Annotated in this window: 15 protein-coding genes; 12 read left to right on the top strand and 3 right to left on the bottom strand. The window is 66.8% G+C overall.

The genetic code is table 11. The features are described 5' to 3' along the window. Positions 1-49 precede the first annotated feature (49 nt). From C8J47_RS09505 to C8J47_RS09460, 9 genes are all read left to right on the top strand, one after another. Positions 50-1,051 (top strand): polysaccharide deacetylase, encoded by a 1,002-nt coding sequence (locus tag C8J47_RS09505; RefSeq protein WP_121885825.1) that lies wholly within the window; start codon positions 50-52, stop codon positions 1,049-1,051. Beyond that, positions 1,048-1,962, top strand: a complete 915-nt coding sequence (locus C8J47_RS09500) for a GNAT family N-acetyltransferase (protein ID WP_121885484.1) — start codon at positions 1,048-1,050, stop codon at positions 1,960-1,962. The genes C8J47_RS09505 and C8J47_RS09500 overlap by 4 nt, the downstream gene beginning before the upstream one ends. Positions 1,963-2,157: 195 nt before the next feature. Further along, on the top strand, positions 2,158-2,889 hold the full coding sequence (recO, locus tag C8J47_RS09490; protein ID WP_121885482.1) for a DNA repair protein RecO: 732 nt from the start codon (positions 2,158-2,160) through the stop codon (positions 2,887-2,889). A 40-nt stretch (positions 2,890-2,929) separates the two neighbouring features. After that, positions 2,930-3,976, top strand: a complete 1,047-nt coding sequence (gene leuB / locus C8J47_RS09485) for a 3-isopropylmalate dehydrogenase (RefSeq protein ID WP_121885481.1) — start codon at positions 2,930-2,932, stop codon at positions 3,974-3,976. Positions 3,977-3,983: 7 nt separating this feature from the next. Next, positions 3,984-5,081: a glycosyltransferase family 2 protein gene (locus C8J47_RS09480; RefSeq protein WP_121885824.1), complete on the top strand. Its 1,098-nt coding sequence runs from the start codon at positions 3,984-3,986 to the stop codon at positions 5,079-5,081. Between the two features lie 121 nt (positions 5,082-5,202). Further along, positions 5,203-6,408: a PLP-dependent aspartate aminotransferase family protein gene (locus C8J47_RS09475; protein WP_107954438.1), complete on the top strand. Its 1,206-nt coding sequence runs from the start codon at positions 5,203-5,205 to the stop codon at positions 6,406-6,408. Then, the gene (apaG, locus tag C8J47_RS09470; RefSeq protein ID WP_056488567.1) at positions 6,405-6,803 is read left to right on the top strand and encodes a Co2+/Mg2+ efflux protein ApaG; all 399 of its coding nucleotides are present in this window, start codon (positions 6,405-6,407) and stop codon (positions 6,801-6,803) included. Before C8J47_RS09475 ends, apaG begins: the two co-directional genes overlap by 4 nt. Continuing rightward, the gene (locus tag C8J47_RS09465; protein ID WP_056055436.1) at positions 6,800-7,582 is read left to right on the top strand and encodes a LysR family transcriptional regulator; all 783 of its coding nucleotides are present in this window, start codon (positions 6,800-6,802) and stop codon (positions 7,580-7,582) included. The genes apaG and C8J47_RS09465 overlap by 4 nt, the downstream gene beginning before the upstream one ends. Positions 7,583-7,623: 41 nt before the next feature. Then, positions 7,624-8,151: a GNAT family N-acetyltransferase gene (locus C8J47_RS09460; RefSeq protein ID WP_235529861.1), complete on the top strand. Its 528-nt coding sequence runs from the start codon at positions 7,624-7,626 to the stop codon at positions 8,149-8,151. 163 nt (positions 8,152-8,314) lie between these two features. Here the strand turns inward: C8J47_RS09460 and C8J47_RS09455 are convergent, their stop codons facing one another. Both C8J47_RS09455 and C8J47_RS09450 read right to left on the bottom strand, forming a co-directional pair. Then, the gene (locus tag C8J47_RS09455; RefSeq protein WP_231420822.1) at positions 8,315-9,586 is read right to left on the bottom strand and encodes a serine hydrolase; all 1,272 of its coding nucleotides are present in this window, start codon (positions 9,584-9,586) and stop codon (positions 8,315-8,317) included. Beyond that, entirely contained in the window at positions 9,586-10,440 is an 855-nt protein-coding gene (locus tag C8J47_RS09450) for an ABC transporter permease (RefSeq protein ID WP_121885480.1), read from the bottom strand. The genes C8J47_RS09455 and C8J47_RS09450 overlap by 1 nt, the downstream gene beginning before the upstream one ends. 65 nt (positions 10,441-10,505) lie before the next feature. Between C8J47_RS09450 and C8J47_RS09445 the strand changes: the two genes are divergently transcribed. Next, positions 10,506-11,264, top strand: a complete 759-nt coding sequence (locus C8J47_RS09445) for a GcrA family cell cycle regulator (RefSeq protein ID WP_121885479.1) — start codon at positions 10,506-10,508, stop codon at positions 11,262-11,264. A gap of 287 nt (positions 11,265-11,551) precedes the next feature. Here C8J47_RS09445 and C8J47_RS09440 read toward each other — a convergent pair whose 3' ends face one another. After that, positions 11,552-12,409, bottom strand: a complete 858-nt coding sequence (locus C8J47_RS09440; RefSeq protein WP_259467466.1) for an outer membrane protein — start codon at positions 12,407-12,409, stop codon at positions 11,552-11,554. Between the two features lie 161 nt (positions 12,410-12,570). Here C8J47_RS09440 and parE point away from each other — a divergent pair, with 161 nt between their 5' ends. Together parE and C8J47_RS09430 are read left to right on the top strand one after the other, a co-directional pair. After that, complete coding sequence (gene parE, locus C8J47_RS09435; RefSeq protein WP_056055454.1) at positions 12,571-14,580, top strand: DNA topoisomerase IV subunit B; 2,010 nt, start codon at positions 12,571-12,573, stop codon at positions 14,578-14,580. Then, the gene (locus C8J47_RS09430) at positions 14,577-15,107 is read left to right on the top strand and encodes a DUF2628 domain-containing protein (RefSeq protein WP_121885478.1); all 531 of its coding nucleotides are present in this window, start codon (positions 14,577-14,579) and stop codon (positions 15,105-15,107) included. The genes parE and C8J47_RS09430 overlap by 4 nt, the downstream gene beginning before the upstream one ends. Positions 15,108-15,143 lie beyond the last annotated feature (36 nt).

The following is a 15,143-nucleotide window of genomic DNA, read 5'->3' as shown; positions in this document are numbered from 1 at the left end:
CGACCGGGCTAAACAGAATCTTCATCACGAATTGTTACAGGCTGCGGCAGTGACGACATCCGTTTTCCTCACCGTCGATACCGAGTTCGCCTGGCGGCACCACGCGGCGGGTCTGGATTGCGAGGCGATCTATGCGAAGTCGCTCGAACCCGCGGGGGTGGGGCTCGGCTATCAGCTCGCCGAGCTGGCGCGGCACGATCTGAAAGCCTGTTTCTTCGTGGACCCGATGCCCGCGATCACCTTCGGGATGGCGCCGGTCCGCCGCATGATCGAGACGATTCTCGAGGCCGGGCAGGAGGTTCAGCTTCACATTCACCCCAACTGGACGGGCGCCAAGGCGGGCGATCGCGGCGCCGCGCATGCGCGCTTCGAACTGTTCGACTACAGCCTGACCGAACAGCGCGACCTTCTCGGTCAGGCGAGAGACCTGCTGATCGAGGCCGGCGCGCCCAAGCCGATCGCCTTTCGCGCGGGAAGCTATGCCGCGAACGACGATACGCTGACCGCGTTGGCGATGCTCGGTTTCAGCTATGACAGCAGCCATAACGGGTCTGAAGCACCGGGGACGAGCCGCATTTCGTTGGCGGCCGATCAGATCGCGCCGGTCGCATGGTGCATCGACGATACCGCGGGCGGCGGCGAACGCTGTATCATCGAAGTGCCGGTGACCGTGATCGAGGATATCCGCGGGCGGGTGCGGACATTCCAGCTCTGTGCGCTGTCGGCAGGCGAAAGCTATGACGCGCTGGAGCACGCTGCGGTGGCGGGCCATTCGGCGGTGACGATCGTCAGCCACGGCTTCGAACTCGCCAACCGGCGCGGCACGCGGCCGAACGCGGTCCATGTCCGGCGTTTCCAGGCGCTGTGCGGCACCTTGTCGGAGATGCGCGAAGTGCTGCCCACCATGCACTTCGCCGATCGTCCGACCTTGGCGCTGGGACGCGCCGACGTGCCGCTTGGTCCCGATGCGCTCCGGACGCGCTGGCGGCAGGCCGAACAGCTCTGGTCGAACTGGGTCGAGGAGCGACCGGGATCGATGCGTCGCGGATGACGCCGCGTATCGCGCTGAAGTTCCAGGTTGGCGCGCGGACTCTGGCGACGATCCCGCGACGGCTGGTGCGCGTGGCGTTTTCGCTCGATGCCGTGCTGGCGCCGGCTGCGACAGCGACCGGGCTGGTCCTGCCGCCGCTGCCCGACGATGCCGACGGATATCTGGTGACGTCGTTGCCCGAGCCGATGCTTGCCGGTCTCGATCGCCGCGGCCTGCTCGCGTTCGTCCGGCAGCGATACGTGCGGTATCATGTCGATCTGGCAGCGGGCGAGGCGGCGTGGCTGGCGGGTCTTTCGGGGAGCGCGCGGTCGGGGATCAAGCGCAAGGCCAAGAAGCTCGCGGCGGCGAACGGCGGCGTGCTCGATATCCGGCGCTATCATGATGCGGAGGCGTTTGCGGCCTTCCATCCGCTCGCCCGCGCGGTGTCCACGACGACGTATCAGGAGAAGCTGCTCGGATCGGGACTGCCCGACGATGTTGTTTCGGTGCGCCATCTCGGATCGCTCGCGGCCCAGGGCGGACTGCGCGCCTGGCTCCTGTTTATCGCGGGAACCCCGGCCGCATATCTGTGCTGCACGGCCGATGGCGAGTCGCTGTGCTACACCTATGTCGGGCATGACCCGGTGCATAACGACCTGTCGCCGGGGGCGGTTCTGCAGGTCGAGGCGATGCGCGAGCTGTTCGCCGGGAGGCGCTTTGCGCGGTTCGACTTCACCGAGGGCGAAGGTCAGCACAAGCGCCAATTCTCGACCGCGGGGACAGCGTGCGTAGATGTGCTGTTGCTGCGGCGGACGCTAGCGAACCGCGCGACGGTGGCGGCGTTGCAAGGGTTTGATAGTGCGATAGCCTCGGCAAAGCGCGCGGCGACCCATCCCGCCCTAGCCAAGCTCGCGCAGAACATCCGACACTAGGATCGGAATAGTTTCTCCTATCCGCGCCTTGGATCGCATTTTCCTAAAGACCCACCACCGTCATCCTGACGAAAGTCAGGATCCAGAGCCACGCAGGGTGGCATTCGTTATTCTGGATCCTGACTTTCGTCAGGATGACGGGGCAGGCGGAACAAGAGGCCTCCCACGCACCGCAGGAGAGGCTAAGAACACCCCATGCATCTCCGCGCAGCCGCCATCGTCGTCGCCGTCCGCCAACACGGCGAGCATGGCGCGATCGTGCGCGCGCTGACCCGTAACGACGGCATCCAGCCCGGCTACGTCCGCGGTGGCCGCTCGCGCGCGATGCGGCCGGTGCTACTCCAGGCGAACGTCATCCAGGGCGAGTGGCGCGCGCGGACCGGCGAGCAACTCGCCTCGCTGACCGCCGAGCTGATCCACAGTCGCGCGCAGATGCACGGCGAGCCGCTCGCCGCGGGCGCGCTCGAATGGGCCACCGCGCTCACCGCCGCCGCGCTGCCCGAAGCGCAGCCCTATCCGCACATCCACGATGCGCTGGAGGGCGTGCTCGGCGCGATCGAGGCGGCGCCGTCCGCGCGCGGCTGGGCGGCGGCACTGGTGCGGTACGAATTGCTGCTGCTCGCCGAACTCGGTTTCGGGCTCGATCTGGATCGGTGCGTTGCCAGCGGCACCGAGGACGATCTCGGCTTCGTCAGCCCCAAAAGCGGCGCGGCGGTCTCGCGCGGGGCGGCGTTCGGCTACGAGGCCAAGCTGCTGAGATTGCCGCCCTTCGTCAAGGCCGGCGGCGAAGCGGACTGGCCCGACATCTTCGACGGCCTGCGCCTGACGGGACATTTCCTCGCGCGCGACATCCTCGTCGACCGTCGCGCCGACCCGTTGGCGGCGCGCGACCGGCTGGTCGATCGGCTCAAAAGGGCGGTTGCGTGAGCGCGCCTCGCCCGGCAAGGCCCGCGCAGGAGGAACGCACATGCCTTTGATTGCGATACTGGCCGGCGACGGCATCGGACCCGAAGTCACCGCGGAAGCGCGGCGGGTGCTCGATACGCTCGGTCTCGACCTCACCTACGAAGAGGGCCTCGTCGGCGGCGCCGCATACAAGGCCGCGGGTCATCCGCTGCCGCCCGAGACACTCGAACTCGCCAAGCGCGCGGACGCGATCCTGTTCGGTGCAGTCGGCGATCCCGACTGCGATGCGCTCGAACGCCAGTTTCGCCCCGAGCAGGCCATTCTCGGCCTGCGCAAGGAACTCGGCCTGTTCGCCAACCTGCGCCCTGCGAAACTGTTCGCCGGCCTTGAGGACGCCTCCGCGCTCCGCCCCGAGATCGCCCGCTCGATCGACATGGTCATCGTCCGCGAACTGACCGGCGACGTGTATTTCGGCGCCAAGGGCATCCGCACGACGGCCGAGGGCCTGCGCGAAGGCCATGACGAGATGCGCTACGACGAGGCCGAGATCGCGCGCATCGCTCGCGTCGGTTTCGAAACCGCGCGGACGCGGAAAGGCAAGCTGCTCTCGGTCGACAAGGCCAACGTGCTCGAGACCTCGCAGCTGTGGCGCGACGTCGTGATCGAGGTGTCGGCCGACTATCCCGACGTCTCGCTCAGCCATATGTACGTCGACAATGCGGCAATGCAGTTGGTGCGCAATCCGGGGCAGTTCGACGTGATCGTCACCGGTAATTTGTTCGGCGACATCCTCTCGGACGAGGCATCGATGTGCGCCGGCTCGATCGGCATGCTGCCGTCCGCCGCGCTGAACGACTCGAACAAGGGCATGTACGAGCCGATCCACGGCAGCGCGCCCGACATCGCCGGGCAGGGCAAGGCCAATCCCTGCGCCGCAATCCTGTCCGCGGCGATGATGTTGCGCCACTCGCTCGACCTGCCCGAAGCCGCCGACCGGATCGAGGCAGCGGTCGCCGCCGCGATCCTGAAGGGCGCGCGCACGCCAGATCTTGGCGGCACGCTCTCGACCTCTGCGATGGGCGACGCCGTTCTCGCCGAACTCGGCTGACCCGGTGATCGCCGACCTTCTCGAATTTGCGATCGTCATCCCGACGTTCAACGAGAAGGCCAACGTTCCGACGTTGATCGCCAAGCTCGACCAAGCGCTGGCCGGGCGCAACTGGGAGGCGATCTTCGTCGACGACGACAGTCCCGACGGTACGGCGGATGCCGCGCGCGAGATCGCCCGGCTCGACAAGCGGGTCCGCGTGATCCAGCGGATCGGCCGGCGCGGGCTGTCGTCGGCGTGCATCGAGGGGATGTGCGCCACAGCCGCCCCGATCGTCGCGGTGATCGACGGCGATCTCCAGCACGACGAGACATTGCTGCCGACGATGCTCGATCTGCTCAAGGACGGCGAGACCGACGTGGCGATCGGCTCGCGCTTCGTCAGCGGCGGCTGCACCGGGGAGTGGGACAGCGACCGGGTCGCCAAATCGGCGCTCGCCACCAAGCTGTCGCGCCGCGTGCTGAAGTGCGACCTCAACGATCCGATGAGCGGCTTCTTCATGATCCGCACCGACATCGTCCGCCGCCTCGCGCCCTCGCTGTCGGCGATCGGCTTCAAGATCCTGCTCGACCTGCTCACCGCGTCGCCGACACCGCTGCGTTTCGTCGAGGTACCCTATACCTTCCGCTGTCGCACCGAGGGCGAGAGCAAGCTCGATCACGTCGTCGCGATGGAATATCTGATCGCGATCTACGACCGGATGTTCGGGCGGGTCGTGCCGGTGCGGTTCGCGATGTTCTCGGCGATCGGCGTGCTCGGCGTCGGCATCCACATGGCAGTGCTGACCGCGCTGTTCGTCGGGCTCGGCACGAATTTCGTGATCGGCGAAATCGGGGCGACGCTTGCCGCGCTCACCTTCAATTTCTTCCTCAACAACGCGCTGACCTATCGTGATCGGCGTCTGAAGGGCTGGCGGCAACTGGTCGACGGCTGGGTGTCGTTCGCGGTGATCTGCTCGGTCGGCGCGATCGCCAACGTCGGCATCGCCGCGTTCTTGTACGAGATGCGCGACGGCGCATGGGCAGCATCGGCGCTGATCGGCGTGCTGGTCGGTGCGGTGTGGAACTACGCGCTGTCCTCGAAATTCACCTGGGGCCGGTACTGAACCTTCTCACCCCCCTCCCTTCCAGGGAGGGGAGAATGACGCCCCCCGTAACAGGGTCACACACCCGCAAGGCTTGTGCCCGGGCTTGTCATCGCGGCTCCCCCCCGGCAAAGCGGCGCGCATGAAGCGCAAGACCGGCCAGGATCGTTCGATCACTCAGCATTGGCGTCCCGCGACGCGGGCCATCCGCGGCGGCACCGCCCGCAGCGAATATGGCGAGACGTCGGAGGCGTTGTTCCTCACCTCGGGCTATTGCTACGACAAGGCGGGCGACGCCGCGGCGCGCTTTGCGGGCGAGCAGGAGGGGATGACCTATTCCCGGCTCCAGAACCCGACCGTGCAGATGCTCGAGGAGCGGATCGCCCTGCTGGAGGGCGCCGAGGCGTGCCGGACGATGGCGACGGGCATGGCGGCGATGACCGCGTCGCTGCTGTGCCAGCTCCAGACCGGCGATCACCTCGTCGGCGGCCGCGCGGCGTTCGGCTCGTGCCGCTGGCTGACCGACACGCTGCTGCCGAAGTTCGGGATCGCCACGACGATCGTCGATGCGCGCGATCCGCAGGCGTTCCTCGACGCGGTCCGTCCCGAGACGAAGGTGTTTTTCTTCGAGACGCCCGCCAACCCGACGATGGACATCGCCGACCTGAAGGCGATCTGCGACATCGCGCGCGAACGCGGCATCACGACGGTGGTGGACAACGCCTTCGCGACGCCGGCGCTTCAGCGGCCGATGGAGTTCGGCGCGGATGTCACCGCGTACAGCGCGACCAAGATGATGGACGGGCAGGGCCGCGTGCTCGCCGGCGCCGTCTGCGGCACCGAGGATTTCATCACCAACACGCTGTTGCCGTTCACGCGCAACACCGGGCCGACGCTGTCGCCGTTCAACGCCTGGGTGGTGCTCAAGGGCCTCGAAACGCTCGACCTGCGCATCCACCGCCAGTCCGAGAACGCGATGAAGGTCGGCGAATTCCTCGAAGGCCGCGTGCCCCGCGTGCTGCATCCCTTCCTGCCGAGCCATCCGCAGCACGAACTGGCCAAGCGCCAGATGGACGCATGCGGGCCGATCTTCGCGTTCGAGGTCGAAGGGCGCGAACAGGCGCACGCACTGCTCGACGCGCTCGAGCTGGTCGATATCTCGAACAACATCGGCGACTCGCGCTCGCTGATGACGCACCCGGCGTCGACGACGCATGCCAGCGTCTCGCCCGACAAGCAGATCGAGATGGGTGTGACCGAGGGGCTTCTCCGGATCAACGTCGGGCTCGAGGATGCGCAGGACGTGATCGACGACCTTGATCAGGCGCTGCGCCAGGCGGGCCTATGAAGGCGCTGTTCCCCAACGCGGCGACGACCGATGGGGTGACGGTGCGCGTGTCGGTCAGCTATTTGCCCGAACAGTCCGAGCCGGAGCGTGGCCGTTGGTTCTGGGCGTATCATATCCGCCTCGAAAACGAGGGCACCGAGACCGTCCAGCTGCTCACCCGCCACTGGGTCATCACCGATGGCCGTGGCGCGCGCCACTCGGTCGAGGGCGAAGGCGTGGTCGGCGAACAGCCGGTGATCGAACCGGGCGCGAGCTTCGACTATGTCTCGGGCTGCCCGCTCGCGACGCCCTCGGGCGCGATGCAGGGGAGCTACCAGATGGTCCGTGAAGACGGCGCCGTGTTCGCGGTCGAGATTCCCCGCTTCTCGCTGTTCGCCCCCGCGGTGCTCAATTGAAGCGCACGCATCTCCCGCTCAACGGCCTGCGCGTGCTCGACGCTGCGGCGCGGCATCTGTCGTTCACGCGCGCTGCGGACGAACTCGCGGTGACGCCGGCCGCGGTCGGCCAGCAGATCCGCGCGCTGGAGGATACTCTTGGCGTCGTGCTGTTCCGCCGCACCACGCGCGGGCTGGAACTGACGCCTGAGGCGGAAGCGGGTCTAGGCGCGCTCCGTGGCGGGTTCCTCCAGTTCGAGGAAGCGGTTCGCGCGATGCAGGCGGGGCAGTCCTCTAAATCGCTGACGATCGCCGCGCCGCGCGACCTGACCGAGAAATGGCTGATGCCACGGCTAGCGCAGATCGCCGAGGCCGATCCCGAGTTGCGCTTCGTGCTGATCACCGCCGACGAGAATGTCGACTTCACCGAAGCCAATCTCGACCTCGCGATCCGCTGGGGCGATGGCCCCGGCGAGCACGAGGGCGAGGCGCTCGAATCCGAAGGCATGGTGACGATCGCCAAGCCCGGCACGGATAGCGAAGCCGCGATCGCATGGTCCGGTGAAGACGGCGTAGCGCTAGTCCGCGTCACCGATGCCGGACTCGCGATCGACGCGGCGGCGGCGGGGCTTGGTCGGGCGACGGTGCCCGAACTGCTCGCGCGGCGCGATCTGGCGCAGGCCCGCGTACGGCTTATCGGGGAGTCGCAGCCCTCGAAGGGGGGGTACTGGCTCGTTGCGCCACTCCCGCAGTGGCGCCAGAAGAAAGTCCGCGCGCTCGTGGATGCCCTGACCGCGTGAGGCAACCCGGGCGCCGACCCCGTCGCGCTGGCGTGTCGCCGGTGTTGAAGACGCGTCGGCTGCGCCTGCGGCCGCTCGTCGAGGGCGACGCGACCGCGTTGCACCCGATGCTCGCCGACGCGGAGCTGATGGCCTATTCCGCCGATGGCCCCCTGGGTTCGGTCGACGACGTCCGCACCTACCTCGCCGAGGAAGCCGCCCCCGGCAACCAGCGTACCTGGGCGATCACCCGCACCGGCGACGACCGCGCAATCGGCTGGGTCTCGGGGAGCGAGGCGGACGGCGCAGGGGTGACGGAGATCGGTTTCATCCTCGCGCGGGAGGCCTGGGGGCGAGGGATCGCGCGCGAGGCTGTGTCGGCAGTGATCGATCGGTTGTTCGCGGAAGGCCGGAGTAGGGTGTTCGCCGACGCGGACACTGAGAATACTGCGTCGATCACGTTGCTGGAACGTCTCGGTTTCCGCCGCGAGCGTCTGTTGCGCGACGAGTGGGAAACGCATCTGGGGTTGCGCGACAGCCTGATCTACGGGCTCTGCGCGGATAGCTGGCAGGCGGCTGGGCGGGCCTGAGCCACCGCCGCTATCCCCTCTGATAACACCACCCCGGCGAAGGCCGGGGCCCAATTGGGAAGGTGGAAATAACGAGGCGCTACCCGCCGTTAGCAGCGTTCCCCAATTGGACCCCGGCCTTCGCCGCGGTGGCGGCCCTTGATATGGGGCGGGGCAGCGAACCCTACCGCGCCGCCAACAACGCCAGCGCCCGCCCCATCAGCCCCGCGAACCGAACCTCGTTCACGCCATCATCAGCCCGGTGCCAGTTCCCGGTCGCCGCATACCAGCGCCCGTCCTTCGCCTGCACCAGATAGTTCAAGGTCAGCACGCCAGGCTCGCCACCACCCTTGAACCCGACATACCCAAACCGCTTGGCGATAGCCGGATCGACCCCGGCATTGACCGCCATCACCGCGTGGGTCGTGACGTCCGCCCGTCGCAACCGATCCAGCAGCCCCGCCATCGCCGAAGGACTTGCGAACCATTCGACGCTGTCGATCGCTACCGGCTTGCCGGCGAACACGGTCGGATCGAGCTTGGCGGTGGAGATCTTCACCGCATTGTCGACCAGCAGCGCTCGCCGCTCGTCCACCGACCCCGCCGCCCAAGCCTTGGTCAGCGCCGGATCCCCCTTCAACGCGAACATCTCTCGCGTAGTCATCACCGGCGCGCTCCCGCCCGCCGTCTCCGCCATCGCATCCACCTTCGCGCGTCCGAGCGTCGTCAGCAGCGTATCCGTCGCGGTGTTGTCGCTGATCGAGATCATCATCGTCGCGAGCGTCTGCACCGTCACCGGCGATCCGGCGGGCCAGGTCTGCAACACGCCCGACGGCAAGGACGGCGCTCCGACCTTCACGACGTCCTCCCAATGCCGCTCGCCGGCTGCAACCTGACGCGCCAACTCCGCCAGCACCCAGAGCTTGAACGCCGACCCAAGTGGCGCCGCCACATCCGCTCGATATTCCAGGATCGGGGTCGGTCTGCCGTTGCCCAGCGCGTAAAGCCCGAACCCGCTAGCCCCCGGCAGCGCGCGAAACTCCGCTTCGAGCTTGGCGAGGCTGTCGTCACGCGGCGCTGTGCCGGTAATCAGCAGTCCGGTCGCGGCATGCGGCGGGGCGGGATCGATCACCAGGCGGACGCTCGCCGTACCGCGCGCGTAGCCAACGGTCAGGTCCGCCGACCATGCCGAGGTCGCGGTCAACGTCTCGATCTTCTGCGGGGCGCCGAGCGCGGTCTTCAATTGCGCAGCGATGACCGACAGTTGCGCCGCGGGGACCTTGTCGCGGAAGCTCGCCGCGAAATATGTTTCGTACGACCCCCGACCGTCCAGTATCGCGACCAGCGCGTCCGCCTTGGCGCGCAACGCCGGGTCTGGCGCTATGCCCTGCGCCGCGACCCCGACCGGCAGTACCGCCAGCAGGAGCGCGAACAGCCGGAGCGCCAGTTTCTTCATTAGTTCTTCAGCTTCCAGCCGCTCTGCAACAGTCGGTAGCACAGCGTGGCCAGCACAAGATCGATCACGAGGATCACGATCCCGCCGATCATCACCGGCGAGTCGGCGATTCCGAGGAACCCGTATCGGAACCCCGAGATGATATAGAAGAACGGGTTGGCATGGCTGAACGCACGAAACGCCGGCGCCAGCTTGTCGACCGAGTAGAACGTCCCCGACAACAGCGACAACGGCGCGATCACGAAGTTGGTGACCGCCGCGGCATGATCGAACTTGTCCGCCCAGATCGACGTCAGCACGCCCAGCAACGCGAGGAACGTCGCGCCGAGCAGCCCGAACCAGATGATCGCGAGCGGCGCATGCGGCGTCACGTGCACGCCCGGATACAACGCCATCGCGCCCCATACGACGATCCCGACGATCACCGCACGCGTGATCGCACCGCCGACCAGCGCGGCTAGCAATTCACCCGTCGACAGCGGCGGCTGGAGATAATCGACGATCGTCCCCTGCATCTTGCCGGCCAGCAGCGAGAAGCTCGCATTGGCGAACGCCGGCCCCATCATGCCCTGCGCGATGATCAGCCCCGGCGCGATGAAATCGGCGAAATCGACGATCTGGCCATCGACCGGAACCGGGCTTTTCGCGCCGGTCGCAATGGTGAACACGATCAGAAACAGCAGCGTCGTGATCGCCGGCGCCCACACCGTCTGAAGCTGCACCTTGAAGAACCGGCGCACCTCCTTGATATAGAGGGTTCGCAATCCCTCCCAGTTCACGCTCTTGATGACGGGAACGCCGGGGGCGGAGTGCACCGCCGAATGGATTTCACCGATTGGGGGCTGGCTGCTCATAGGCGTTGCGGGTAATCGCTGCCGCTGCCGCCCGCAACCCGGCTGACGTAGACTAAGGAACGAACATGTCCTGGACCGACGAGCGCATCGCGACGCTCAAGACGATGTGGGAGGCCGGCCAGACCGCCAGCCAGATCGCCGAAGCACTGGGTGGCGTCAGCCGCAACGCCGTCATCGGCAAGGCGCACCGCCTCGAGCTACAGGCGCGCCCGTCGCCGGTGAAGCCGAACGATCCCGAGGCGAAGGCGGCTGCTGCCGCCGAAGCATCGGCATCGGCTGCTGCGGCGGCCTCCGAGCCGGTCGCGCCATCGGAGCCGGTCGAGGTAGAGGCCCCCAAGCCTGCGCCGGTCGCAGCACCCGTCGTTGCAGCGGCCAAGCCCGCGGCACCGGTCGAACCAGAGCCGGTCGCCGACGAGCCTGAGGACGACGAAGACGAGGATGAGGACGAGGCTGCTCCCGCAGTTGCCGCGCCTGTCCGCGCGCCGCAGCCGATCCTGCGCTCGGTTGGCCCAGGCGGCTTCCTCCGCCAGGCGCCCGGCGAGCAGCAGCCGCCGAGCACGCCGGCCCCGCCGCGTCGCCTCGTCCCCGCCAAGCCGTCGGCCGAGATGGCGAACAAGACGAGCCTGCTCGAACTCAACGACCGCATCTGCAAATGGCCGCTCGGCCATCCCGGCGAGCCCGACTTCCACTTCTGCGGCAAGGCGGTGAACCCCGGCTTCCCGTATTGCGTCGATCACTGCGGCCATGCGTACCAGGCACAGCTGCCGCGCCGTGATCGTCGTCCGACCCCACCGCTGCCGTTCGGCGGTCCGCGTCCTCGATAAGCCTGTTGATGCGGGCGGGCCGTAAACCCCGTCCGTCATCCTGACTAAAGTCGGGACTCAGGATATCGAGAGGCTATCCTGTTTGGCTCTGGGTCCTGACTTTCGTCAGGATGACGAGGCGGGTGATACCTCGATCGTGACATGGAAAAGGCCGCTTCCTCGTGTGGGGAAGCGGCCTTTTCTATGTCAGCTAGCCATGGGCAAAGCCCATGTCGTCGGTCGCGGCGAGCCGCGCCGGCCGAGCTTGGGCGAGTCCGCTGCCAGCGTGGCAGCGGCCGCCCTTCGCCTTAAAACCGGAAAGCGGCTGTTGCGCGCAGGCTGTGCCAGCGGAAATAGTCGAAGTTGCGACGGAAGTCGGTGCCCGACGCATTGCCGCGCGTGAAGGGACCGCCGGCGGGGCCGCCCGAGGCGCGGACGCGGTAATCGTCGTCCTTGTAGCGGTGGAACAGATATTCGAGACCGATCGAGAAGTTCTTGCCGAGCTTCTGCTCGATCCCGCCGCCGCCGACGAGGCCCCACTGCTTGCTGTCGCCGTTGGTGGTGAAGGTGTTGGCGGTGTTGCCGGTCGTGAAGCTGTTGTCGATGTTGGCGTAGCCGCCGCCCGCGGTGCCGTAGAACAGCGTGGTGTTCGCGGCATAGCCTGCACGAACGCGGGCCGAGGCTTCCCATTTAAGGTCGCGGGTCATCGTGTAGAACGCCGGCGTCGTGCTGAACGCGGAGACGCTGTCGCTGATCTCGCTCTTGCCGAATTCGCCGACCACGCCGAAGACGATGTTGCCGCGCTGGATATCGGCGCCGACGCGACCGTAATAGGCGATGCCTTCCTTGTCGTTGCGGCACCGCGGCCCGCCATTGGTCGGCGCGACGTTGTTGACCGCGCGGCCATTGCAGAAGCCCGGCGAGAAGGCGTTGGCGACGGTCGCAGTCGAGATGGTGTCGGTGAAGACGCCGTCCAGATTGCGATCGAACTCGATCGTCTCGCCGACATCATTGGGCTGCACGTCATAACCGAACGACCCGCCGATATAGACGCCGCTGAACGGCGCATCCGCGGTCGTTTCCTGTGCTGCAGCCGGTGCCGTCAGCCCGAGAGCCGCACCAAGCGCCGCTGCACCAGCAAGCGCCGCCTTCATCGTTTCGTTCATAGTCCACTCCCGGAAAGTTTCATGACAGGTTTGTTAGAAACGGTGGATGCAGCGAGAATTATCCTTTGTTGCCAACAATAAACGGCAGCGTGACTTTTTTGTAACAGGCGGAGCAAACGGAGGCTGTGGCTTTGTCCGACGGCTGCGGCTACGCTTGCGTCATGGCTGAAGATCTGTTCGCGTCTCCGGGCGCACCCGGCGCCGGCAAACCCGCCGCCAATACCTATGACGCCTCCTCGATCGAGGTGCTCGAAGGCCTCGAACCCGTCCGCCGCCGCCCCGGCATGTACGTCGGCGGTACCGACGAGCGCGCGCTGCATCACCTCGCCGCCGAAGTGCTCGACAATGCGATGGACGAGGCGGTCGCCGGCCACGCGACGCGCATCGAAGTCACGCTGGAGGCGAACAACCGCCTGACGATCGTCGACAACGGCCGCGGCATCCCGGTCGATCCGCACCCGAAGTTCCCCGACAAGTCCGCGCTGGAGGTGATCCTCTCGACGCTCCATTCGGGCGGCAAGTTCGCCGGCAAGGCCTATGCGACCTCAGGCGGCCTGCACGGCGTCGGCATCAGCGTCGTCAACGCGCTATCGTCCGACACCGTCGTCGAGGTCGCGCGCGATCGGCAACTGTACCGCCAGCGCTTCGCTAAGGGCCTGACGCTCGGACCGATCGAGCATCTCGGCCCCACGCCCAACCGCCGCGGCACCAGCGTCGCGTTCACGCCCGACACCGAGATCTTCGGCACCGAACTGAACTTCAAGCCGCAACGCCTCTACAAGCTCGTCCGCTCGAAGGCGTATCTGTTCGCCGGCGTCGAGATCCGCTGGCACTGTGCGCCCGACCTGATCGGCGACGACACCCCCGCACAGGCCGTGTTCCAGTTCCCGGGCGGCCTCGCCGATCACCTCCGCGACCAGATCGCCGGCCGCGAATGCGCGACCTCGGACTTCTTCTCCGGCTCGCAGGATTTCCCGAGCGCAAACGGTGAAACCCAAGGCCGCGTCGAATGGGCGGTCGCATGGCCGCTGTGGAGCGACGGCTCGTACAGCTGGTATTGCAACACCATCCCCACCCCCGATGGCGGCACGCACGAACAGGGCCTCCGCCAGGCGCTGGTCCGCGGGCTTCGTGCGTTCGGCGATCTCGTCGGCAACAAGAAAACCAAGGATATCAGCGCGGACGACGTGATGGTCGGCAGTGAACTGATGCTGTCGGTGTTCATTCGCGAGCCGCAATTCCAGAGCCAGACCAAGGATCGCCTCACCAGCCCCGAAGCCGCCGGCCTCGTCGAGAAGGCGGTCCGCGATCATTTCGACCATTTCCTCAGCCACAACATGGAGCGCGGCAAGGCGCTGCTCAACTACGTGCTCGAGCGGATGGACGAACGCCTGCGCCGCAAGCAGGAACGCGACGTCAAGCGCAAGACCGCCACCTCCGCGAGGAAGCTGCGCCTCCCCGGCAAGCTGACCGACTGCTCGGCCAACTCGCCCGAGGGCACCGAGTTGTTCATCGTCGAGGGCGATTCGGCAGGCGGTTCTGCCAAGCAGGCGCGCGACCGCAAGACGCAGGCAATCCTCCCGATCCGTGGCAAGATCCTCAACGTCGCGTCCGCCACCAGCGCCAAGATCTTCGCCAACCAGGAAATCGCCGACCTGACGCTCGCGCTGGGCTGCGGCACGCGGAAGGACTGCACCCCCGACACGCTTCGCTACGAACGCATCGTCATCATGACCGACGCCGACGTCGACGGCGCCCACATCGCGACGCTGCTGATGACGTTCTTCTTCCAGGAGATGCCCGAACTCGTCCGCCGCGGGCACCTCTACCTCGCCCAACCGCCGCTCTATCGCCTGACGGTCGGTACCAAGAGCGTCTACGCGCGCGACGACGCGCACCGCGCCGAACTCGAGCGCACCGTGTTCAAGGGCAAGAAGGTCGATGTCGGCCGCTTCAAGGGGCTCGGCGAGATGAACCCGAGCCAGCTCCGCGAAACCACGATGGACCCCGCCACCCGCGGCATGCTCCGCATCACGCTGCCCCAGGAATACGAGGAGCGCGCGCAGGTAAAGGACCTCGTCGATCGCCTGATGGGCAACAACCCTGCACACCGCTTCGCGTTCATCCAGGAAAATGCTGGGCGCATGGACGAGGAAGCGATCGACGCATGAACCAGACACGTACACTTCGTAAGGAAGCGCTTATCGCTTCATGGGCCAATTCGGACTGGGACGACGTCGCGCGTTTCATCGGGCCAAACGCGCACCGTTTCGCCAGTGCATGGGGAAAGGCACGTGACAAGATGGTGAAAGCCGGCGGGGGGCTCGTGCTCACTTGGTGCTGGCCCGCGCTGTTTTTCGGGTTCGCGTGGTTTCTGTACCGCAAGCAATGGGCAGTTGGCGCCGTCCTGATCATCCTGCCGCTGGTGGTCGGGTATTTCTTTTCCGTTTCGGCCGGCGGTGGCGCGGCAATCTTCATTGCGATGATAGCCAAATCGACGATCGCGCAGGATGCGGTCACCAAGATCGCGAAGATTCGTGCAGCGGGTGGCGGCGACGCGGAGATTGCCGCGGCAGGCGGAGTCTCGGTCATCGCCGGCGTGCTGGGCGGTATCGTCCTGGTGGCGGAGCTGGCGCTCGCGTTCGTGGGCGCAGTAATGGATCAGCAGGCCCATTTGGCCAGTCTCAGCAACGTCTAGAACCGGTGGGCGTGCCCATTCGACCGGCGTCCAGCG

Origin of the sequence: Sphingomonas sp. PP-F2F-G114-C0414 (genome assembly GCF_003688595.1) — a bacterium.
Lineage (GTDB): Bacteria > Pseudomonadota > Alphaproteobacteria > Sphingomonadales > Sphingomonadaceae > Sphingomonas.
The sequence above is the reverse complement of the archived record's forward strand: the minus strand, read 5'-3'. Positions and strand labels throughout refer to the sequence as shown.